This window comes from Ensifer sp. ENS10 (genome assembly GCF_014852025.1).
Taxonomy (GTDB): domain Bacteria; phylum Pseudomonadota; class Alphaproteobacteria; order Rhizobiales; family Rhizobiaceae; genus Ensifer.
Genome location: NZ_JACVAS010000011.1, coordinates 15,156 through 37,397, shown reverse-complemented (window position 1 = coordinate 37,397; position 22,242 = coordinate 15,156). Strand labels below are relative to the sequence as shown.

The 22,242-nt window shown below is 62.4% G+C and carries 22 protein-coding genes; 19 read left to right on the top strand and 3 right to left on the bottom strand.

What is annotated here, in order from left to right; all coding sequences use genetic code 11:
• The first annotated feature begins 84 nt into the window (after positions 1-84).
• From IB265_RS29255 to IB265_RS37395, 4 genes are all read left to right on the top strand, one after another.
• Positions 85-870: an SDR family oxidoreductase gene (locus tag IB265_RS29255; protein ID WP_057248678.1), complete on the top strand. Its 786-nt coding sequence runs from the start codon at positions 85-87 to the stop codon at positions 868-870.
• Between the two features lie 17 nt (positions 871-887).
• On the top strand, positions 888-1,595 hold the full coding sequence (locus tag IB265_RS29250) for a ribonuclease activity regulator RraA (protein WP_057248677.1): 708 nt from the start codon (positions 888-890) through the stop codon (positions 1,593-1,595).
• Positions 1,592-2,518: a dihydrodipicolinate synthase family protein gene (locus tag IB265_RS29245; protein ID WP_192495555.1), complete on the top strand. Its 927-nt coding sequence runs from the start codon at positions 1,592-1,594 to the stop codon at positions 2,516-2,518. The genes IB265_RS29250 and IB265_RS29245 overlap by 4 nt, the downstream gene beginning before the upstream one ends.
• A gap of 171 nt (positions 2,519-2,689) precedes the next feature.
• Entirely contained in the window at positions 2,690-2,812 is a 123-nt protein-coding gene (locus IB265_RS37395) for a hypothetical protein (protein ID WP_256436675.1), read from the top strand.
• 126 nt (positions 2,813-2,938) lie between these two features.
• Here IB265_RS37395 and IB265_RS29240 read toward each other — a convergent pair whose 3' ends face one another.
• Positions 2,939-4,372: an aldehyde dehydrogenase family protein gene (locus IB265_RS29240; RefSeq protein ID WP_192495554.1), complete on the bottom strand. Its 1,434-nt coding sequence runs from the start codon at positions 4,370-4,372 to the stop codon at positions 2,939-2,941.
• Between the two features lie 220 nt (positions 4,373-4,592).
• On the opposite strand from IB265_RS29240, the gene IB265_RS29235 reads away from it, so the two are divergent.
• From IB265_RS29235 to IB265_RS29200, 8 genes are all read left to right on the top strand, one after another.
• Entirely contained in the window at positions 4,593-5,627 is a 1,035-nt protein-coding gene (locus tag IB265_RS29235; protein ID WP_192495553.1) for an ABC transporter substrate-binding protein, read from the top strand.
• Between the two features lie 4 nt (positions 5,628-5,631).
• On the top strand, positions 5,632-6,435 hold the full coding sequence (locus tag IB265_RS29230; RefSeq protein WP_057251116.1) for an ABC transporter ATP-binding protein: 804 nt from the start codon (positions 5,632-5,634) through the stop codon (positions 6,433-6,435).
• A complete protein-coding gene (locus IB265_RS29225) occupies positions 6,435-7,271 on the top strand; it encodes an ABC transporter permease (protein ID WP_057251117.1) in 837 nt (278 codons plus the stop codon). Before IB265_RS29230 ends, IB265_RS29225 begins: the two co-directional genes overlap by 1 nt.
• Positions 7,272-7,383: 112 nt before the next feature.
• Positions 7,384-8,739, top strand: a complete 1,356-nt coding sequence (locus IB265_RS29220; protein ID WP_192495552.1) for an FAD-dependent oxidoreductase — start codon at positions 7,384-7,386, stop codon at positions 8,737-8,739.
• Complete coding sequence (locus IB265_RS29215; RefSeq protein ID WP_192495551.1) at positions 8,736-9,893, top strand: CaiB/BaiF CoA-transferase family protein; 1,158 nt, start codon at positions 8,736-8,738, stop codon at positions 9,891-9,893. Before IB265_RS29220 ends, IB265_RS29215 begins: the two co-directional genes overlap by 4 nt.
• On the top strand, positions 9,890-10,663 hold the full coding sequence (locus tag IB265_RS29210; protein WP_192495550.1) for an enoyl-CoA hydratase-related protein: 774 nt from the start codon (positions 9,890-9,892) through the stop codon (positions 10,661-10,663). Before IB265_RS29215 ends, IB265_RS29210 begins: the two co-directional genes overlap by 4 nt.
• Positions 10,664-10,707: 44 nt before the next feature.
• Positions 10,708-11,631 carry a LysR family transcriptional regulator gene (locus tag IB265_RS29205; RefSeq protein WP_192495549.1) on the top strand — a complete coding sequence of 308 codons (924 nt, stop codon included), beginning with the start codon at positions 10,708-10,710 and terminating at the stop codon, positions 11,629-11,631.
• A gap of 71 nt (positions 11,632-11,702) precedes the next feature.
• Positions 11,703-13,025 (top strand): amidohydrolase family protein, encoded by a 1,323-nt coding sequence (locus tag IB265_RS29200; RefSeq protein WP_309140522.1) that lies wholly within the window; start codon positions 11,703-11,705, stop codon positions 13,023-13,025.
• 154 nt (positions 13,026-13,179) lie between these two features.
• Here the strand turns inward: IB265_RS29200 and fdxA are convergent, their stop codons facing one another.
• Both fdxA and IB265_RS29190 read right to left on the bottom strand, forming a co-directional pair.
• A complete protein-coding gene (fdxA, locus tag IB265_RS29195; protein WP_192495548.1) occupies positions 13,180-13,518 on the bottom strand; it encodes a ferredoxin in 339 nt (112 codons plus the stop codon).
• Between the two features lie 235 nt (positions 13,519-13,753).
• Positions 13,754-14,386 (bottom strand): TetR family transcriptional regulator C-terminal domain-containing protein, encoded by a 633-nt coding sequence (locus IB265_RS29190; RefSeq protein WP_057251123.1) that lies wholly within the window; start codon positions 14,384-14,386, stop codon positions 13,754-13,756.
• 257 nt (positions 14,387-14,643) lie between these two features.
• Here IB265_RS29190 and IB265_RS29185 point away from each other — a divergent pair, with 257 nt between their 5' ends.
• The 7 genes from IB265_RS29185 (at position 14,644) to IB265_RS29155 (ending at position 22,224) form a co-directional block, all read left to right on the top strand.
• A complete protein-coding gene (locus tag IB265_RS29185) occupies positions 14,644-15,471 on the top strand; it encodes a uracil-DNA glycosylase (protein ID WP_057251183.1) in 828 nt (275 codons plus the stop codon).
• A gap of 3 nt (positions 15,472-15,474) precedes the next feature.
• Positions 15,475-17,100, top strand: coding sequence for a GMC family oxidoreductase (locus tag IB265_RS29180; protein ID WP_057251124.1), 1,626 nt, complete (start codon positions 15,475-15,477; stop codon positions 17,098-17,100).
• Between the two features lie 11 nt (positions 17,101-17,111).
• Positions 17,112-17,432 carry an NIPSNAP family protein gene (locus tag IB265_RS29175; RefSeq protein ID WP_057251125.1) on the top strand — a complete coding sequence of 107 codons (321 nt, stop codon included), beginning with the start codon at positions 17,112-17,114 and terminating at the stop codon, positions 17,430-17,432.
• A 113-nt stretch (positions 17,433-17,545) separates the two neighbouring features.
• The gene (locus IB265_RS29170) at positions 17,546-18,571 is read left to right on the top strand and encodes a BMP family ABC transporter substrate-binding protein (RefSeq protein ID WP_113737770.1); all 1,026 of its coding nucleotides are present in this window, start codon (positions 17,546-17,548) and stop codon (positions 18,569-18,571) included.
• A gap of 148 nt (positions 18,572-18,719) precedes the next feature.
• The gene (locus IB265_RS29165) at positions 18,720-20,300 is read left to right on the top strand and encodes an ABC transporter ATP-binding protein (protein WP_192495547.1); all 1,581 of its coding nucleotides are present in this window, start codon (positions 18,720-18,722) and stop codon (positions 20,298-20,300) included.
• The gene (locus tag IB265_RS29160) at positions 20,297-21,334 is read left to right on the top strand and encodes an ABC transporter permease (RefSeq protein ID WP_112994724.1); all 1,038 of its coding nucleotides are present in this window, start codon (positions 20,297-20,299) and stop codon (positions 21,332-21,334) included. Before IB265_RS29165 ends, IB265_RS29160 begins: the two co-directional genes overlap by 4 nt.
• Positions 21,331-22,224, top strand: coding sequence for an ABC transporter permease (locus tag IB265_RS29155; RefSeq protein WP_192495546.1), 894 nt, complete (start codon positions 21,331-21,333; stop codon positions 22,222-22,224). Before IB265_RS29160 ends, IB265_RS29155 begins: the two co-directional genes overlap by 4 nt.
• Positions 22,225-22,242: the final 18 nt, after the last annotated feature.

Below are 22,242 nucleotides of genomic sequence, written 5' to 3'. Positions count from 1 at the left end.
TTACTATCGTCTGAAGGAATAAAAAGGAAGGTTTTTCTCTTGTTTGCGCGTTGCCATAGTGCCCCGGAAACAAAGGAGGAAGAGGTGGATCTACATTTGAACGGCAAGACGGCGCTTGTCTTCGGCGCCGGCGGTGGACTTGGCGGCGCAATCGCAAGGTCGCTTGCGGCCGAAGATGTTTCCGTCGTCGTCGCCGACATCCACGAGGAAAGCGCCAAGGCGACCGCGGATGCAATCAAGGCCGAGGGTGGCAAGGCCATTCCGCTCACCTGGGATATTGGCGACCTGTCCCTGGTTGGTCGGAAGCTCGACGCCATAAACAATGCGTTTGGCCCGGTCGACATCCTGGTCAACAACACCGGCGGCCCGCCGCCGACGCCGGCCGCAGGCCAGTCGCCCGACGATTGGTCGAAGTACTTCGACCTCATGGTTCGCTCGGTGATCGCGGTCACCGATGCCGTTCTGCCGACGATGCGCGAGCGTAAATGGGGGCGCATCATCACCTCCACGTCTTCCGGCGTCGTCGCGCCGATTGCAAATCTCGGAATTTCGAACAGCCTGCGCCTGGCGCTGGTGGGCTGGTCAAAAACCTTGGCGCGCGAGGTCGGGCGCGATGGCATCACTGCAAACATCGTGTTGCCCGGACGCATCGCCACCGGGCGGATCGTGTTTCTGGACGAACAGAAGGCGAAACGCGAGAACCGGCCGGTCGCCGACGTCACCGCCGAAAGTACCGGGTCCATTCCAGTCGGGCGCTACGGCGACCCGAAGGAATACGGTGACACCGTCACCTTCCTTGCCAGCCCCCGCGCATCCTACATCACCGGCTCCGTCATCCGCGTCGATGGCGGTCTGATCAACAGCATCTGATTTGGGCGAGATCGATCATGACACTTGAGCCTCACGTCGTTGAAACCCTGAAGGGCGTATCCACTGCGACGCTAACGACGGTTCTGCTCAAAAGAGGGCTTCGCAATGTCTGGATGCGTGGCACCAAGCCGCTGAAGCCTGGCCAGGGGCGGGTTGTCGGCAAGGCATTTACCCTGCGCTTCATCCCTGCCCGGGAGGACCTCGCCACGCCTGCGAGCTGGGCATCGCCGATCTCCACCCGGGCGGCGATCGAGGCGATGCCCGAGGGCTGTGTCGCGGTCGTCGACGCGATGGGCATCGGCGATGCCGGCATCTTCGGCGACATCCTGTGTGCCCGGATGGCGAAACGCAACGTTGTCGGCCTCGTCACCGACGGCGTGATGCGCGACGCCGAGGGAGTGTTGGCGAGCGGCATGAAGGTGTGGTGCAATGGCATCGCAGCACCGCCGTCGGTCGCAGGGCTGACCTTTGTCGGATGGCAGGAGCCGATCAATTGCGGCGGCGTTGCCGTGCTTCCGGACGACATTGTCGTGGTCGATGACGACGGTGCAGTCCTCATCCCGGCAGCGCTTCTCGACGAGGTGCTCGCCGAAGCGCCTGAACAGGAGCGCATGGAGGCCTGGATCATGAGTGAAGTCGATCGGGGCGTGCCGCTTCCCGGTCTTTACCCAATGAATGCAGAAACGAAGGCCCGGTATGAGGCCTGGAAGGACAGCCAGAAATGACGTTCAGCACGCAATCCAAGGGCGTCTACGCCATCGCAACCACCCCGTTCTTCGAGGACGGCTCGATTGATTTCAATTCGATCGACAAGCTGACGGACTTTTATGAGGAGAGCGGCTGCACCGGCGTCACGATCCTCGGCATCATGGGCGAGGCCCCGAAGCTCGAACCGGAGGAAAGCCGTGCCATCGTCAAGCGCGTGGTCTCCCGGTCCAAAATTCCGGTGATCGTCGGCGTCTCCGCTCCAGGTTTTGCCAGCATGCGCTCGTTGGCGCGTGACTCGATGGAAATGGGTGCCGCTGGCGTGATGATCGCTCCGCCTCCCGCCCTGCGCACCGATGACCAGATCGTCAACTACTTCGCCGGCGCGGTGGAAGCTGTCGGCGAGGATGTACCGTGGGTTCTCCAGGACTATCCGCTGACCCTCACGGTCGTCATGACATCAGGCGTCATCGCGAAGATCATGTCCAACCACACGTCCTGCCTGATGCTGAAGCACGAGGACTGGCCCGGCCTTGAAAAGATATCGAAGCTGCGCGCCATGCAGAAGGCGAAAGAACTTCGCGACTTTTCGGTGCTCTGCGGCAATGGCGGCATGTTCCTAGACTTCGAGCCGGAACGAGGCGCGGACGGAGCGATGACCGGCTATGGCTTCCCGGACATGCTCACCGAACTCATGGGATTGTTTGCGGCCGGAAAAAGGGATGAAGCGCACGATCTCTTCGATGCGCACCTGCCTTTGATCCGTTACGAGCAACAGCTTGGCATCGGCCTTGCCGTTCGCAAGCATGTTCTGAAACGCCGTGGCGTCATCGCCTCCGACGCCCAACGCAAGCCGGCCCAGATGCTGACCCCGACAGCGCGAACAGAAGTCGACTACCTGCTTGCTCGCGTCGCAAGGCATGACAAGCGCGCTGCCCTCTAGTCAGTTCGATCTCTCTGAGCCCGTTCGTAGCTGATCAAGAGCCGCGGACGGGCCTACAAAGTCATCCGTCGTATCTGCGCCTCTTCATCGCGATCTGTGCTGAGGCTCGCGAGGATGATACTTTGGCTTTGGCGATTGTCGAATACACCTGTTGAAGAACGAGGTTTGACGATGCAGGGCCAGGAAACCTTCCTTGATAGGATTTTGCGTATCGGCGTGATCGTTGCGGTCGCGCTCCTGCTTGCGGCGATCCAGTATGTGGTGTCGTCGCGCTCCCTCTATGCCGTCCTCTGAGAGCGGATTTAATCCCCAGAGTTGATGAGCCGCGTGTTAGCGGTTGCTGCGTCAGTCGGATCATTGGAATTGCCCCGCCGTTCAACACGTTAATCGCCAGTCGAACGGCGGGGTGAATGCTCACATCTACGCCGACGTGTAGGCCGTCTTGACGGTTGTGTAGAACTCGGCGGCGTAGCGGCCCTGCTCGCGCGAGCCATGGGACGAGCCCTTGCGGCCGCCGAAGGGCACGTGGAAATCGACGCCGGCCGTCGGCAGGTTGACCATGACCATGCCGGCCTCGGCATTGCGCTTGAAATGGGTCGCATGCTTGAGGCTGGTGGTGGCGATGCCCGAGGACAGGCCGAAGGGGGTGTCGTTGGCCACAGTGAGCGCCTCGTCGTAATCGCGGACGCGGATGACGGACGCGACCGGCCCGAAGATTTCTTCCCGCGAAATCCGCATCTGATTGGTCGCCTCGGTGAACAGCGCTGGCTGCAGGTAGAAGCCGGGCGTGTCGCGCTTCAGGAGCTCGCCGCCAAAGGCGAGCTTGGCGCCCTCCTGCTTGCCGATGGCGATGTAGTCGGTGTCCTGGTTGAGCTGGCTCTCATCGACCACCGGGCCGATATGGGTGCCGGATTTCAAGGCATCGTCGATCGTCAGCCCCTTCATCCGTTCGCCCATGGCGGCCACGAAGCGATCGTGGATGCCCTCGGTGACGATGATGCGCGAGGAGGCGGTGCAGCGCTGGCCGGTGGAGAAGAAGGCGGAGTTGACCGCGGCCTCGACCGCCACCGACAGATCGGCATCGTCGAGCACGACGAAGGGGTTCTTGCCGCCCATCTCCAGCTGGTATTTGCGATTGTGCTCGACCGAGGCCAGCGCCACGCGTTTTCCCGTGCCGGTCGAGCCGGTGAAGGTGATGGCGTGGATATCGGGGCTGTCGAGCATCGCCTGGCCGACGACCGAGCCCTTGCCCATGACGAGGTTCAACACGCCCTTCGGCAGGCCGGCGCGATGGAGGATGTCGACGATGGCCCAGGAACTGCCGGGCACCAGTTCGGCCGGCTTGAAGACGACGGTGTTGCCGTAACAAAGCGCCGGCGCGATCTTCCAGGCGGGGATGGCGATCGGGAAGTTCCAGGGCGTGATGATGCCGACGACGCCGACCGGCTCGCGGGTGATCTCGACGCCGATATTGGGTCGCGCCGACGGCAGAACTTCGCCCGCCAGTCGCAGGCATTCGCCGGCGAAGAAGTCGAAGATCTGGCCGGCACGCACCGTCTCGCCGATGCCTTCGACCAGCGTCTTGCCTTCCTCGCGCGACAACAGCCTTCCGAGCTCGTCCTTGCGCGCGAAGATCTCGTCGGCGGTCTTCCTCAGGATCGCGTGGCGCTCGAGGATGCCGGAGTGCGACCAGGCCGGAAACGCTTCCTTTGCAGCGGCGATCGCGGCGCGGGCATCGTCGGCAGACGCACGGGCATATTCGCCCACCACATCGTTGGTGTTCGATGGATTGATGTTGCGGGACACTTCGCTACTGGCGATCCATTCCCCGTCGATCAGGTTCTTCTGCACCATATCTATACCTCCGCGGCGTTCAGACTTTGATCCTGTCTTCGCTTATCGGACGGGATCGAACTCGCACAAAGCAGAATCTTTCGAGCCCGCCATTGCCGAAACGGCAAACCTGAATGGCCCTTGAGCGTTGCCATATCGGCAATACCAACCGCTAAAAATTGTGCTTTATGAGATGCCAAATTCCATCATCATCGACCCCATAACAAGCAAGGGGAACGATATGTCTCGTTTTATGATGAACCGCCGAGGTTTCCTTTCGAATGCGGCCGCAATGGGCGCGATTGCTGCGACCCATAGCCTTATCAATGTTTCGCCCGGTCTAGCCGCCGATTCCACGACGATTCGGATGCAGCTCGGCTGGCTGCCTTCCAACGGGCTTCTTGGAGAACTCGTTGCCCGCAGGAAGGGTTACTACGCCGAGAAGAGCATCGAGCTCGAAATCGTGCCTGGCGGACCGAATGTCGACGGCGTTGCTGGCGTCGCCGTCGGCCAGTCGACGATCGGCCAGATCTCCTCCAGCCCATCGGTGATGCTGGCACGTTCGGCCGGCGCGCCGATCAAGGCATTCGCAGCCGGCTACCAGAAACATCCCTTCGCGTACTTCTCCCGCAAGGCAAACCCGATTGCCAAGCCTCAGGACATGATCGGCAAGACGATCGCAGCGATCCCGACTTCGGTCATTCTGCTTCGTGCGCTCCTCGCCAAGAACGGGATATCGGAAGACCAGGTCAAGATCGTCAACATGGGTTCGGACATGAACCAGCTCGTGACCGGCCAGGCTGATGCGGTCTGTGGCTGGCTGACGAATGTCAACGCCTTGAAGGTTCTGGGTGATGACCGGGTCGACCTGACGCTATGGGACGGCGGTATCCGCCTCTATGCCAACGTCTACTATACCACCGACGACCAGCTGCAAAATCACGCGGACCACCTTGCTGCATTCGTGTCGGGTTCGGCACGCGGATGGGGCTATGCGCGCGATCACCAGGAAGAGGCCGTCGACATCCTGCTCGAATCCTACCCGAACCTGGACAAGGCGAGCGAGATCGAGGCCATCGGGCCGCTGATGAAGTTCGTGTTCAACGAAACCACCGCTACCGAGGGATGGGGTGGCATGGACCAGGCAAACTGGGAAGAGCAGATCAAGACCTATGCGGATCTCGGACAGTTCACGGGCCCCGTCCCGAATGCAGACGACGTCTACACGATGGCAATCCTGGATGCGACAGCCGATGTCCGCAAGAGCGTAGGTTAAGGCGATGCTGGAAACGCGTAGCAGACCCAACCAGGCAGCAGTCGGTAGCTCCGCCGTGTCGGTGAAGAATCTTCATATCCGCTTCGGCGCAGATGACTCCGGCTTCACCGCACTCTCCGACGTCTCGGTCGAGATACCTGCCGGCTCGCTCGTGACCATGCTCGGCCCGTCCGGCTGCGGCAAGTCCACCCTGTTGCGCACGGTCGCGGATCTCGTGCACATCACCGATGGCTCCGTGTCCGTGCATGGCCAGACGCCGCGCAAGGCGCGCGAGGGCCGCGATTTCGCCTTCGTCTTCCAGGAGGCGACGTTGCTGCCATGGCGCAATGTGATCGACAATGTGCGTCTCCCGCTGCTGGTGGGAAAACGCGAAGCGGGTGCGACCTACGCGGATCCGGAAGAACTTCTGGCTCTCGTCGGGCTGAAGGGGCGCGAAAAGGCGATGCCGCACGAACTGTCGGGCGGCCAACGCCAACGCGTGGCGATCGCCCGCGCGCTGGTGACCCGGCCCCGCATCCTGTTGATGGATGAGCCCTTCGGCGCGCTCGACGAGATCACGCGCGACAAGTTGAACGAAGAGTTGCTGCGCCTCTGGCAGGAAACCGGGACCACCATCCTCTTCGTTACCCATTCGATCCCCGAGGCGGTCTTTCTCGGTCAACATCTGCTGATGCTCGCGGCCCATCCGGGCCGAGTGAAGGAGTTCATGAAGGTCGACTTACCCTATCCGCGGTCTCTCGCGATGCGCGACACGGTCGAGTTCATTAAGGTTACCGCCTATCTGCGCAAACTTTTGGGAGAATGCTGATGGCAAATGCCCTACCATCACAAGCGGATGGCCGCGACTTGACTGACGGCAACAGGTTCAGGGCGCTCGACGCTGCCGTCAGCGCTGCCCTGCGACATCTGCCGGCGACGCTTGCGATCCTTGGTTGCATCCTGCTTTGGCAGCTCGTCGTCTGGGGCTTTTCGGTGCCAACGTTCATGGCGCCCGGGCCAGTCGACGTCATCAAGGCCTTCGGCGAAAACGCCGGCATCCTGTGGACGAACTTCTGGCCGACGCTCATGGAAGCGGTTCTCGGCTTCATATTCGGCAATGTCATTGCCGTTCTTCTGGCGGTCTGGTTCGTCCACAGCCCGCTCGCCGAGCGCGCCTTCTATCCGATCGCCGTGATCATCAAGTCGATCCCGATCATCGCGCTGGCGCCGATCCTGGTGCTGCTCGTCGGCAACGGCATCGCACCGAAGATCATCATTGCAGGCCTGATCTGTTTCTTCCCGACCCTCGTCAACATGGTCCAGGGACTGAAGTCGGCGAGCCCCGCAATGCTCGATCTGATGCGCATCCTGTCTGCCAGCAACTCCGAAATCTTCTGGAGGGTTCGCCTGCCAGGCTCGCTGCCTTTCCTTTTCGCTGCGCTGAAGATTGCGGCAACCAGCAGCGTGATGGGCGCGATTGTCGCCGAGTGGATCGGCTCCAGCTACGGCCTCGGCGCCCTGATCATCGAGGCGACCTACAATTTCCGTTCGCCTCTGCTCTATGCGACAGTGGTGATTGCGGCTTCGCTTGCCGTGGTTCTCTTCTTCGCTGTTTCGTTCGCGGAATCGAAGATCGTCCGCTGGAAACCGACGACGGACCACTGACCCCCAAACCCCTTGCTGCCGGACCTGGATATCCGGGTCCGGTCAACCGACGAAGTCACTGGCTGTGAGCTCCTCACATTTCGCCGGACAGGTCCCCTATGGAGGAACGATTATGGAAACAATCAAAGAACCCTCGCGCAATGCCAGGATCGTCGACCGCTCCGACGTGGTCGTCGTCGGCGGCGGACCGGCTGGCATCTCCGCCGCGGTTTCGGCGGCGCGCACGGGAGCGAGCGTCACGCTGCTGGAACGCTACCCCTATGTCGGCGGCCTTGCCGCTGGCGGCATGGTTCTGGTCCTCGACGACATGGTCAACGGGCTTGAAATCACCGTGCGCGGCATCTGCATGGAGATGATCGAACGGATGAAGACGCTCGGTCTCTGCGTCACCCCAACGGACGGCGACCGCCAGCTCGACTTTCGCGACACGCCGGAAGCCTGGCAAAAGTGGGCGCGCTGGGGCTTGTTCGACTTCCACACGCCATCCGCGCCACATCCGATCTGCTATGCGGCCGCCTTTGATCCGGACGCGTTCAAACGGGTCTCCTATGACATCCTTCGCGAATCCGGCGTGAAGCTGAGGACGCACAGCTGGTTCTCCTCGGCGATCGTCGAAAACGGCACGATCAAGGGCGTGGTCTGCCAGACGAAATCCGGTCGGGAGGCCATCATGGGCGACGTCGTGATCGACGCCTCGGGCGACCTCGACGTCGCTGCCGACGCCGGCGCCCAGCATACGGACGGCAATTTCATCCTGACGACCGTTTCCCGCTGGGGTGGGATCGACACCGCCGCAGCAGAGCGCTTCGAATTCGAAGAACCGGAAAAGTTCAAGGCGATCGATCATGAGGCCAAGCGTCTGATCGGCGGTTGCTGGTCGTTCTGGTGGTTGAAGACGCCGCTGCCGGGCGTCATCTGGCTGAACTGCCCGCACATGCCGAAGCTCTCCGGCCTCAACGTCGAAGACCTGACCTACGCGGAACTCGAAGGGCGTTCCCGCATTGCTCGCCTGCTCGACTTCGCGCGGGCCAACTTGCCGGGCTTCGAAAATGCCCATGTGATCGATTTTGCACCACAGACGGGCGTGCGCCAGTCGCGACTGCTCCAGGGCGAATATGTCGTTACCAAGGACGACGTGATGAACCGCCAGCACTTCGCCGATACGGTGTGCCGCGGCCGCGACTACTACACGCCCTACCGGGCCATGCTGCCGAAAGAAGTCGACCAGCTGATCGTCGCGGGCAGGCACTATTCGGCGACGATCCAGGCCCAGAAGTCGAGCCGCGAAATCCCGCCGTGCATGGCGATGGGCGAGGCTGCCGGCGTTGCCGCCACCGTTGCGCTCAACGCCGGCGTGAAGGTGCGGGACGCCGATGTCCGGGCAATCCAGAAGCAGCTGCGGGCCCAGGGCGCCGATCCCGGCGACGTACCATCCGATAATGCAACCTATCTGGAGGCCGCAGAATGACATCTCTTCCCCTCGACGGTATCCGCGTCGTCGATTTCACCCAGGTCATGCTGGGCCCGTGCTGCACGCAGATGCTGGCCGACTATGGCGCCGAGGTCATCAAGGTCGAAAAGGCCAAGATCGGCGATCTCTCGCGCTGGTCACTGGGGTCGGATCCGGACGGCCTCAACAATCCGGTCTTCTCGTCGCTCAACCGCAACAAGAAGAGCCTGGCGCTCGACCTCAAGCAGGATGAGGCGCGTGCCGCGGTGCGCGCCCTGATCGACACGGCCGACGTGGTCGTCAACAATTTTCGCCCCGATGTCATGGAGCGCATGGGCTTCGGTTATGAAGAGCTCAGGAAGAGCAATCCGCGGCTGATCTACGCCGTCGGTACGGGCTTTGGCCTGGAGGGGCCTTATCGGCACAAGGGCGGACAGGACATCCTCGCGCAGGCGCTTTCCGGTGTCATGCGCCGCAAGTCGGACGCGAGCCATCCGCTGTCGATCTACGCGACGCCGCTTGCCGACTATTCGGCCGGCATGCACCTCGTCCAGGGCATTCTGCTTGCCTTGCTGCACCGTGAAAAGACCGGCCACGGCCAGCAGGTTGCGGTCAGTCTCTACAGCTCGATGCTCGCCATGCAGATGCAGGAAGGCACCACGCACATGATGCGGGAGAAGGACCTGAACTGGGGCGCTTTCCCTCTGACAGGCGTGTTCGAGACCACCGACGGCGCCATCGTCATGGTCGGCGCGTTCAAGCAGAACCCGCTGCGCGACATTTGCACGGCATTGGAGATCGAGGATCTGTCCCTACGGCCGCAATTTGCCGATTTCGACGCACAGATGCAGCGCCGGCCGGAATTGCAGCAGGTCTTCCGCGAGGCGTTCGCGAAGAACAGCAGCGCCCATTGGCTCGGCCGGCTGGAGCAGGTGGACATTCTCTGCGCGCCGGTACGCTCGCTTCCCGAAGCACTCGACGACGAGCAGACGGTGATCAACGGCATGATCCTTCACGCCGGCGAAACGAAGGCCGGTCCGATCCGGCTGGTCGGTTCGCCGATCGATATGTCGGCGGCGACCGTAACGGTGCGCATCGCCCCGCCGAAGCTCGGCGAGCACAATGACGAGATACTCTCGGGGCTCCCCGTTCGCCAGGGAGATGCGGCATGAGCGTCGAGTTCGTCGTAAAAGACCGCGTTGCGACGGTCACGCTAAACCGTCCGGAACGGATGAATGCGGTGGACGCAGCGACCGAAGGCGAACTGGAGGCTATCTGGCAGGAGATTGAAGCCCGCGACGACGTAAGCTGCGTCGTGCTGACGGGCGCAGGCGAACGGGCATTTTGCGCCGGAGCGGATCTTAAAGGGGCCGAAAAGACCGGCCTCGACTACTGGAGCGAGAGCCGGCCGAACGGTTTCGGCGGGCTCGCCTTTCGCCGCTCGCTGGATGTTCCTGTTATCGGCAGGGTCAACGGCTATGCGCTCGGCGGCGGATTCGAGATGGTTCTCGGCTGCGATATCGTCGTTGCCTCGACGAAGGCGGCGTTCGGTCTGCCCGAGGCCCGCGTCGGACGCCTGCCGCTTGATGGCGGCATGGTGCTTCTCCAGCGCAGGATCCCTCACAATCTCGCGATGGGCGTGTTGTTGACCGGCCGGCGGTTTTCCGCAGCCGAGATGCAAGGCTTCGGCATCGTCAACGAGGTGGCTGAACCAGAGGAGCTCGATGCCGCCGTTGCCCGCTGGGTGGCCGAAATCGTCGCCTGTGCGCCGCTTTCGCTTCGCGCGATCAAGCAGACTGTCAATCGCACCGGGCATCTGTCGCCGGCGGAAGCACAAGGGCTGCGCACGCCTGCACTCGTGAAGGCGCTTAAAAGCGAGGATGCCCTGGAAGGCGTCAGCGCCTTCCAGGAGAAGCGCGCGCCCGTTTGGAGGGGACGATGAGCGTGTTATAGGTCGGAGCCCAGGGGAGGGGAGGTTCCAATCGAATGCACGCCAGCATCCTGAAATATTTCGTCTCGGTCGCGCGGTCCGGGTCCATTCGCAAGGCCTCCGAGGAGCTTCACGTCGCATCCTCGGCGGTCAGCCGGCAGATCAAGAAACTGGAGGACGAGCTCGGGATCGCCCTGTTCGAACGGCTCTCGAACGGCCTGAGGCTGACCGTCGCCGGGGAAAACGTGCTGCGCCACGCCCGGGTCACGCTCGAGAATTTCGAGCTTCTGCGCAGCGACCTCGGCGCCTTGCAGGGAAAAAAGGCCGGTCGCGTGCAGATGTCTTGTCTGGACAGCCTGGCCATCCAGTTCCTGCCGGACATGGTCAACACGTTCCACAGCATCCATCCGGGCGTGAGCTTCCATATCCACACCGCCGGTCACGGCAACATCAGCAGCCTGGTCGCCGAAGGTGACGTCGACATGGGGTTGACCTTTGATCTCGCCCGTCCAGACGACACGGAGATGCTCTTTCGCGTACCGATGCCGCTGATGGCTTTCGTCGGACGGGGACATCCGTTGGCGAAGCAGCGGCAGGTCTCGCTCGCCGAATGCGCTCAGTACGACCTGCTTCTGCAACTCGATACGCAGCCGATCCGCTCGCTCATCGAAATCGAACTCTCGGTCTTCGAACGAACCGGGCGGCCCTTTGTGCTGTCGAACAGCCAGATGATGCTCAAGCCATTCATCATCTCGGGGCAGGGAGTGGCTTTCTTCACGCCGATCGGCTTCCTCGCGGAAATCAAGGCGGGCGATGTCGTTCCGATACCGCTTTCCGGATCGCGCCTTCAGAACCTGCATATGGGAATTCTCGTGCAGCGACGCCGGCAGCGAACCCACGCGGCCGAAGCCGTCATCGAATTCGTTGGTGCGGAACTGCTGAGGTTCAGCGACCAGATCATGGAGGCAATCAATCCTTGAGTGAACACCAGGTCCCCGGGCGACTTCTTTTGCATCCTGGCCACGAGGCCGCAAGGCGTGAGCCAAACCTCTTGCGGCATCTGCCTGACGGTGCCTCCTCGGCTGCGATCCCGGCCAATGCCCTCCTGATGCCGCCGCCCGTCAACGCGCATGACCACGGCTATGGCATCCGCACGCTCGATTTCGGCAATGTCGACGATGCTCTGGAAGTTTGGATCCCCGGGCTTCGGCTCCGACCGCGCACCGATCCCTACCTGGAAGCGCTCGTGGCATTCTCCCGGCTGGCGCAAACGGGCATCAGTGCGACCATGCATTGTCACAATTCGCTGAATGTCGACCGACTGGTGGAGGAGGCTGGTGCGGTGATGCGCGCGGCCCGCGACGTAGGCATCAGACTTGCGCTATCCTGCCCGCTTCTCGACTACGATCCGTGGGCTTATGATGGCGGGCCGCAGCGATTGCGGCCGTATCTCGCTCCGGCAGACTGGGACGAACTCAGTGCCTCGATCCCCCAATATGCCCCGCCTTCAATCCAGATTTCGGCGGCCGACTCGGTCGCCGCAGCCAACACCAACCCGCTGATCGATGTCCAGTACGGCCCGATCGGGCCGCAGTGGTGCTCCAATGCACTGCTCGAAAGCATCGCCGAGGCCTCTCACGCAACGGGTCGTCGCATTCACATGCATCTCCTCGAAAGCCCAAGGCAGAGGCTGTGGCTGGACTGGCGCTTTCCGCAAGGGGTCGTCCGATACCTCGACGATATCGGCTTCCTCTCACCCCGCCTTGCCGTTGCCCATGGCGTTCAACTGCGGCCGGATGAGCTGGGGCTGCTGGCAGCAAGGGGTGTGCAACTTGTTTCGAACCCGTCGGCAAACTTGCGCCTGCGTTCAGGCGTGGCGCCGCTCGCTGCCATTCCGGCAAGCGGGCCCGCCTTCGCTTTCGGCCTCGACGGCACGGGGTTTGACGACGACCAGGACCTTTGGCGCGAACTGCGCCTCGGCCATCTGTTGCACGGTGGCCGCGACCTGGCGCGGACCTTTACGGCACGTCGCGTCTTCGATGCCGCGATCCATGTCGGCGCCAAGGTTGTGAATGCGCCAGCGAACGAAGACCTCGTCCTCGTGGACTACGGTGCGCTGATCGCCGACAGCTTGATAGACGATCTGGACGAGGCCGAGGTTCTACTCACGCGAATGACGGCGGCGCACGCGAAGGGACTTTACGTCGGCGGACAGGAGATCATGTGTGATGGGAAGCTGACCCGGGTCGATTTCGAAGGTGCCCGGGCCGAACTCCTGCAGCAGGCGCGTGCGGACCTTCCGCGGCTGAACTGCGAGCGTGAACTCGTGACCAAGCTCGCCGCGGCGACGCGGGCCTATTATTCCGGCTGGTGAGCCCAAGCGGCGAGGCCGCAAAAACATCTCGGGATACGTGCGGCGAGGGCCGAGATGGGACGGCTTTCTACCGGCCTCAAGTTTCGTTTCTCTGGGCAACCGTCGACCTGCGTCTGTGCAGCTGCCCTGTCTTGCTCCTGTGGATCAGGTCTGCTTATGCGACGGTTACCGCTTTCTCGAAGGCGGCAACGAAGGGATGGTCCTGCACCGTCGAGCACTCCTTGCTCCACCCGCCCGGTGAGCCCATTCCGGTGACGTCGGCTCCGAAGAACTCCTTGTTCACAGCGATGAAATGGCGCTGGTTGTCGGCGATCTCGTGATCCCAGACGATGGCATCGACGGGACAGATCGAAAGACAGAGCCCGCAATTTATGCATTCGTCGGGGTGGATGTAGAAGGCACGGCCACCCTCGTAGATGCAGTCCACAGGGCAGGCGGCGGTGCAGTCGCCATCCTTCACGTCGATGCAGGGTTCGGTAATGACATAGGCCATCTTGCTGGTCTCTGAAGAGTTGCTTGCACAGCCAATTATTCAGAGTTTCCCCTGCCGAAGAAGCACAGATATTCGCAACGTCGATTGCCAAAAAGGCAACGTCCGGTGCTTCTTCGATCTTGTTTGATGTCGCCGCGTGGCGAAGTTTTGCGGTAAGCGCCAACCTGAAACGAGCTTGATCACCCGGCCGTACAGCCCAGGATCCTGCGCAAGCGCCTTTGTTCGCTCGCCGGGCTTAGGGCTGCCGGAGGATACCTCTCAGGATCGTCTCGGTGATCGTGGCCGCCGCCTTTTCGTAGTCATCGGCTTTCAAACGGGGCTTTTTGAGCGCGTCGACGGCGACGGGTTCGAAGTCCGAGTAAAACTGGGTCGACGCCCAGAGCATGATGAAGAGATGACGTGGATCGACCGGCAGCATCTTGCCAGCGGCGATCCAGCCCTCGATGACCGCGACATGAGTATCCGTTACCTGACGGATGTGTTCGCGATCCTTCTTGGTCAGGAAGCGGGCGCCTTGAATGATTTCGCTGGCGAAGAGCCGGGACTCGGCCATATTCTTGCGCGTGTATTCCAGCTTCGCCTTGATGTAGAGCCTGAACGCCTCCGCCGGTTCGCGCTCCGGCGAAATGTATTTCAGTGCATCGTCCCAACTGGCGAGCAGATGCGCGATGATGGCGGTGTAGATCTCCTCCTTGGACGAGAAGTAGTAGTAGACGTTTGCCTTGGGCAGGCCCGAAGCCTCGGCAATCTCGGCGATGCGCGTGCCATCGAAGCCCTTGCGGGCAAATATCTCGATCCCCGCCTTGATGATCAGCCGCACGTTACGTTCGCGGATGCGCTCTTCGGGATCTCGTACTGCCCTTGCCATATGGTTTCGCCTCCATCTCGCCGTCGCTTCCTACCAGGCAATCATGCGTGGTGGCGAGATTGCCTTTGCAATTGCCGCGTTTTCCAGCGAAATGCAAGCGTATCGCCCTTCGCCATAAGTTGACGATGTAGTCAATAAAAGTTGACCGAGTCGTCATTTTTTTGCTTTTGAAAGTTGACACTTTGGTCAGCTTTTGTCTAGTCTCATCCTCAATGAACGGAAGGAGAGCCGTAATGCCGATGCGCTTGAAGGAGGCAATGGCGGAGACGTTTGCAGGCTGGGAGGGCGACCTTCCGAATGCATGGCGCGATGCGCTCGGCCCCGTCGGCGACGATTTCGCCCGTATCGATGCGGACCTCGAACTGGAGCCGTGGGAGCCGATCTTCCCGGCGCGCCGCGGCAAGGTTTTTCCCGGTCAGCCAAGGGGCGCGCATGCCCTGGCGGCGTTCGACGGAATTGCGCCCGATGGCGTTCGCTGCCTGGTTCTTGGGCAGGATCCTTATCCCGAACCGGGTTTTGCGACGGGGCGCGCTTTCGAGGCCGGCAATCTCGCCGCCTGGGGTGAGCTGGACAAGATGTTCTCGAAGAGCATTCGCGCCTACATGCAGCTGATTGCGGCCGCACGCCTTGGTGACGAAAGTCTGGCGCGCGATTTCGACCACTGGCCCGATGTGCGGCATCTGCTGTGCGATCCGGCGGGTTCGTTCGAGCCGCCGAGCCTGATCGCCGACCGTTGGGTCGGGGAGGGTGTTCTCCTGCTCAATGCCTCGCTGACGCTCTCTCGCTTCCGTGTCGATATCGATCCACACCAGTCGCGCGGGCATCTGTCCTTCTGGCGGCCGTTGATGCTGCGCGTGGTCGAAATGCTTGTGGCGCGAGGCAAGCCGGTCGTTTTCCTCGGCTTCGGCGCGGCTGCGGCTGACATTTTTTCGGAAGCCGGCGTTGCCGAGGGGCGCACGGACCATGTCGCCTATGTCCAGCGCGAGCATCCCGCCTTTGCCGACAAGGTGCTCGGCCGAGAAAATCCGTTCCTTCTCTGCAATTCTTATTTGGAGGCGATGGGCGGCCGGCCCATCGCGTGGTGAACCATGGCGCGTAACCCGGAATATGATTTCATCGTCGTTGGCGCGGGCTCGGCCGGTTGTGTCCTTGCGAACCGTCTGTCGAAGAACCCAGCAAACCGCGTGCTTTTGATCGAGGCTGGCGGCAAGGATCGCAACCCGCTGTTCCGGCTGCCGATGCTGATGGGCAAGCTGTTCCATTCGGGCATCTACAACTGGCATTATCACACCGAGCCCGAGCCTTATCTCAATGGCCGCTCGCTCTATTGGCCGCGCGGCAAAGTGCTGGGCGGGACCTCCACCATCAACGGCATGATCTACGTGCGCGGCAATCGCCACGACTACGATCGCTGGTCGCAGCTCGGATTGCCCGGCTGGTCCTATGAGGAAGTGCTGCCGGCATTCCGACGTTCCGAAACGCATGTTCAGCGGAAGGATGCCTTCCACAGTGGCGACGGGGAACTCACCGTCTGCCGAGCCCGTGGCAACAATCCGCTGATGGACGTGTTCTGCGAGGCGGGCATCCAGGCCGGCTATCCGGCCAACGATGACTTCAACGGAGAGACGCAAGAAGGCTTTGGCCGCTACGACTTCACCATCCGCAAGGGAAAGCGCTGGTCCACATCATGGGCGTTCCTGCGTCCGGCACTCGGCCGCAAGAACCTCACCGTGCTGACGGGGGCGGAGATCACGCGCCTGATCATCGAAGGCGACCGGGCGTGCGGCGTCGAGTATTTTAAAGACGGCGTGCTGGGACGCGCCCGTGCGGGGCGGGAGGTGATCCTCTCCTCAGGGGTGGTCAATTCGCCCAAGGCGTTGCTTCTGTCCGGAATCGGACCCGCGGACGAGCTCCGGGCGCTTGGCATCGAGCCGGTGTTGGACCTGCCTGGCGTCGGCAAGAACCTCCAGGACCACGTCGACTGCGTCATGAGCTGGGAATGCCGGGAGCCGATCACGCTCTTCAGCGAGCTGCGGGCGGACAAGCTTATTCCCGCCGTTGCCCAGGGCATGCTGTTCGGTGAGGGCGTCACCACGACGTTCCCCTATGAAGCCGGTGCCTTCATCCGCTCGAACGACGGCCTGGTTGCGCCCGACATACAGCTGCACTTCATGCCGGCGCTGGAAAAGACGGCCAACCTGCACTTCCCCAATCCGTTCCGGAAGAAGCAGGCTGTGGAGGCGAACCACGGGTTCACAATCCGCGTCGGCCCCGTCAATCCGGTGAGCCGCGGCGAGATCACGCTGCGCTCGGCGAACGCGACGGACAAGCCGAAGATCCAGGCCAACTACCTCCGTGACGATTTCGACGTTCGCACGATGATCGATGCCATCCGGCTGACCCGTGACATTGTCGGCCAGAAGGCTTTCGACCGCTATCGCGGCAAGGAGCTGGCACCGGGGCCGGAAGCGCTCGACGATGCCGCTTTGACGAGCTGGTTGCGGGCGACCGCCATGACAACCTTCCACCCGGTTGGAACCGCCAAGATGGGCAACGACCCCATGGCTGTGGTGGATGCGCGGCTCAAGGTGCGCGGTATCGAAGGGCTGCGTGTCGCGGACGCCTCGATCATGCCGGTCATCTCAAGTGGCAACACCAACGCGCCAGCCATCATGATCGGCGAGAAATGCGCCGAATTCGTCCTGAACGCATAGGAAGCAATCTGATGATCCTGGAACACCGCACCTACACCTTCAAGCCCGGCACGGTCGACAAGTGGATGAAGAAGTACGAGGCCGACGGCCTTCCCGTGCAGAAGCGCCATCTCAACAAGTTCGTCGGTCTCTATGCCTCGGAACTGGGAACGCTTCACACGACCGTGCTGATGTGGGCCTACGACAGCCTCGCTGACCGCGAAGCGCGCCGCGCGGCCATGTATGCCGATCCGGACTGGCAGAAGTTCATTTCCGAAGTCTGGGCGCTGGACGCGATCCAGAAGCAGGAGGTGATGATTATGAACCCGGCCTCCTATTCGCCGCCGCTTTGAGGCGGCAACTGGCGCCAGTACCGCCAGCGCCGTGGCAAATGCGAATGAGAAACAACAAGATAAAAGAGGGAACGATCATGACAGACAAGACTGGGAAGATTACACAGCACATGATGCAGCGCCGGACATTCCTGCAGGCGAGCGCGGGTGCCGCGGCGCTCGGCTTTGCAGCCAGCATCGTGCCCGAATTCGCCCGTGCGTCCGGCGGGCTGGTCGCGCTGGTCCACACGCAAGCTGCAGGCGACAATGGTCCGGTGGACCAGATGATCGCCAAGCTCAAGCAGCTTTCGGAAGAAAAGGGCTTCGAATACCGCGCTGTCTACGCGCAGGATCCGGCGACCTACGAGACGGTCTACCGCACGCTGGGAGATGCGGGCGCGGCGATCATCGTCTCGACCTTCAACGAAGTGGCCGAGCCCTTCAAAGCGCTGGCGCCGTCCTATCCCAACACCAAGTGGATCCAGCTTTTCGCCGACCCCTTCGAGCCGGCAATCCCGAACGTGGTGACCGTTTCCTACGACTACTATCTTGGTTGCTATCTGTCGGGAGTTTTCGCGGCCAAGATGTCGTCGACCGGCAAGACCGGCTTCATCGGCGGCGTTTCCATTCCGCCTCTCAACGCAGACTTCAACGCCTTCAAGGCCGGCGTGCATTCCATTCGACCGGATGCCTCCGTCATCGCCGCCTTTGCAGGCTCGTTCCAGGACCCTGCAAAGGGTCAGGAAATCGCTACCCAGATGTACAATGACGGCATCGACTACATCCAGACCGATGCGGCGGCCACCGACGGCGGCATCATTGCCGCGGCCAACGAGAAGGAAGGGCGCATGGTGAGCTGCCTCGCGCCCGGACAGTATGAGCTCGGTCCGAAATCCCTGATATCGATCGTCAGCCTGGACTTCGGCGCCTCGCTCTACAACGAGGCCAGCAAGGCGGTTGGGCCCGAATGGAAGGGCGGAGCGCACGAGCATACGGGGCTTGGCACCGGCGTCATCGACTTCATTCTCTCGCCGGTCTTCACCGAACAGGGGCCGGCGGATCTGAACGCCAAGGCGAAGGAAGCGCTGGTCGAGGTCGCCAAGATTCGCGCCGGCATCCTGGATGGATCGATCAAGGTTCCGTTCAACACCACCCTTTGATCTCCTGACGCTGGCTCGCCGAGCCAGCCCGAAGTTTCGAAGGACGTCGGCACAGACCTTCCCTCTTGGGGAAGGTCACTGGGGTTCGCGGATCGTTTCCAGCCCTGTTGACAGCCGCGAACCTCCCGCTCTCGATGGGAACCATTGCATGTCCAATTCTCCGAAATCGGCACTGGAGTGCCGGAACGTCACCGTCAAATTCGGAGACGTGACGGCGTTGTCGGAGGTTTCAGCTTCGTTCGCTCCTGGCCATATCCATGCGGTCGTCGGTCAGAACGGGGCCGGCAAGACCACCTTCGCACGGGTTGCCGCCGGCCTCGTCCAGCCGACCTCCGGCGCGGTCAACGTGATGGGAGACGACATCCGGACGGGGCGGGTCAGCGAAAGCCGGGCCGCGGGCGTGGAGCTCGTCCACCAGAGTTTTGCGTTGCCACCGTCCTTTACCGTCGCCGAGACCATGGAGTTTGGCGCTACGGGCAAGGGCGGCATCTATAGCCGCAAGGGGCTCGCTAAAAAATGGCGGGCGCATCTCGCGGGGCTCGACGTCCAGGTCGACTTGAACCGGCGTATCCGAGACCTGCCGATCGAGACCCAGCAGGGCATAGAGATTGCCCGCGCGCTGGTCACGGATGCGCGCGTCCTCATTCTTGACGAGCCGACCGCAGTCCTGTCTCCCGCGGGCATCGACATGCTGTTCGCGCGCGTTCGCCGCCTTAGGGAACGTGGGGTGACAGTTATCCTCATCCTGCACAAGATCCGCGAGGTGCTGGGCATCGCCGACACGGTCACGGTGCTGCGGGGCGGCCAGAAGGTCGAAGGACCGCTTCCGGTGGCTGAGGTTTCGGGCGAGCGATTGGCCAACCTCATCGTCGGTGAGGCCGTCGCGAAGACGCTCGATCGGCATGATCGCGATGCATTGGTCGGAACGAAGTCACCGGTCCGTGGGGACTCCGATCAGCCGGCGCATGCGACCGGCCCTGCCATCCTTTCGATGAAGGCCGTCTCCACCCGGCCGGACAGCGGGGGCATTGCCCTCGATGGCGTCGATCTGGAGATCCGCCCGGGTGAGATCGTGGGTATCGCCGGGGTGGAAGGCAACGGGCAGAAGACGCTGGTGCGGGCTATCTCCGCTCTCGCCGACCTGACAAGTGGATCGATCCAGCTTGCAGGCCATGACGTGACTGGCGAACCTCTCGCCGCCCGTCGCGCGATCGGTCTTAGGATCATTCCCTTCGAGCGCAACGTCGAAGGTCTCAGCCTCACGAGTTCGCTCTGGCAGAACTGGAGCGCGAGGGAGCTGCTGCAGGGCAGGCTGCTCAAGCTGATCCGTCCCTCGGCAGTGCGCGATGCCTGCGACCGGTCACTCAAGGAATGGAGCGTTCACTACCACAATTCCGCGCAGAAGGCGGGGTCCCTGTCGGGCGGCAATGCGCAGAAGGTGATTCTCGCCCGGGAGATCGATCCCGATGCGAAGCTGATCATCGCAGCCCAGCCGACCCGCGGCCTCGATATCGGGGCCACCGCCTTCGTTTGGCAGGCGCTCCGGCAGGCGCGCGACCGTGGCGCGGCCATACTGCTGATCTCGTCGGATCTCGACGAGCTCTTCGACATATCGGATCGCGTCGTGGTGATGCTGTCGGGACGCCTGAACGGCGAGTTCCGTGCGCCCTTCGACATAGGGTTGGTGGGAGCGGCCATGACCGGTGCCGTTGCAGGGGCAAGCGCATGAAAGACAGTCTCATCACCGTCGTCCGCAGTCTGATCTTTGTGATCTTCGCGCTCATCCTCTGCGCGCTCGTGTTCCAGCTTGCCGGTTACAATGCCCCGGTGACGCTCTGGGCGGTGCTCGATGGGGCATTCCTGCGAAGCGGCGCGATCGAGCAAAGTCTCAGATGGGCGCTGCCGCTGTTCATAACGGCCGTCGGCGTCGGCATTTCCTTTCGGGCGGGTTTCTTCAACATCGGTGCCCAGGGCCAGTTCTATGTCGGTGCCATCTGTGCCGCCTTTGCTGCCGAAGCTCTGAAAGGCGGACCAGCCTTTCTGGTTATCCCGGCCTTGCTTCTTGCCGGCATGCTCGGGGGTGCTCTCTGGGCGCTGTGGCCGGGATTGCTGCGGCTCCGCTCCGGCACCGACGAGGTCATCACAACGCTGATGGGCAACTTTATGGCCGGCCTGCTTCTGGTCTATGTCACCTCAGGGCCGCTGAAGGATCCCTCAGGTTCCGGCCAGCAGGCATCGAGCCGCCCGCTTGATGCGGCCTACCGCATCTCGAATTCTCTCGGTCTCTCCCCGGCGATCATCGCAATCGCGGTGGTCGTTGGCATCTTCATGTGGCTGCTGGTGAACCGAACTTCCTTCGGCGTCCTGGCAAGCCTTGCCGGCCGCAATGGCACGATGGTGGAATGGCAGGGCGCGCGCCTCTGGAAGCTCGGCCTCTCCAGTTTCCTCATTTCGGGGGCGCTTGCGGGCCTTGCCGGCACCATCGAGTTCATGGGGCCGAACGGCCGCATCGCCTCGGGCTTCCTGCCGGCGCACGGGTTCACCGCGATCCTGATCGCGCTTGTCGCCAATCTCTCCGTTCTCGGAACGGCGGTTGCTGCCGTGTTCTTCGGCGGCCTTGCCTCGGCGGCACTCTATCTGCCGATCATGGCGGGGCTGCCGTCGGCGGCGATCGACATCATCAACGCGGCGATCGCGCTGTTCATAACCGCGCGCTCTACCTTCATCGACAAGGTGCTGCGCCTTGGAGGGCGTTCGACATGAATGAGATCTTCATCGCCATCCTGCGCTCCGGTACGCCGCTGATCTACGTCACCCTCGCCGGCGTTATCGCGCAGCGGGCAGGGGTCTGGAACCTCGGTCTCGAGGGCCTGATGATCATCGGCGCCTGCGCGACAATTCTCGGCATCATGCTCACAAAGTCCGTCGGCGCCGCCATCCTCATCGCCATCATCGCCTGCGTGCTGGCCTCGGTGCTTCTCTGGTTCGTCACCGACAGGTTGAAGGCCAATCCTATTATCGCCGGCCTCGGGCTGACTGGTCTCGGCATCGGCGGTACGGCGCTCGCCGTCCAGTCTATCTTCGGCAGCCAGGCAACCGTAACGGCACCTTTCGGCATTCCAAAATTGGGGCCGGCCTTCGGTTCCTATGGCGTGCTGTCGGTCTCGGTTGCGGCCATGCCGCTCGTCGTCTTTGCCATGTGGGTGCTGTTGCGGCGAACGCGCTTCGGCCTGCGGCTGGCCGCCTGCGGGGAGCATCCGTTCGCTGCGCGCGGCGTCGGCGCCAACCCCTCGCGCATGCGGCTCGTGGCGCTTTCGATCGGTGGGGTGCTGTGCGCGATTGGCGGCGCAGAACTTGCCGCTGGCAGCCTGCAGTTCTTTGCCCAGGGCATGACGGCCGGTCGCGGCTTCATGGCGTTTGCTGCCGTCATCTTTGGCGCGGCCCATCCCGTGGGTGCCACCTTCGCCGCCTTGTTCTTTGCCATCGTCGGCGCCATCGGCATCCGGGCGCAGTTGACGTTCGGCGACAGGATTCCGCACGATCTCCTGCAGGCATTGCCCTATCTCGCGACGGTTTTCGGCGTCTGGCTGTCCGGAAAGCTTCGCGGCGGCGCGAAAGCCGCAAGCTCGTTCGCCGAGCTCAGGGATCAGTAATCATGATGCGCGGCGGAC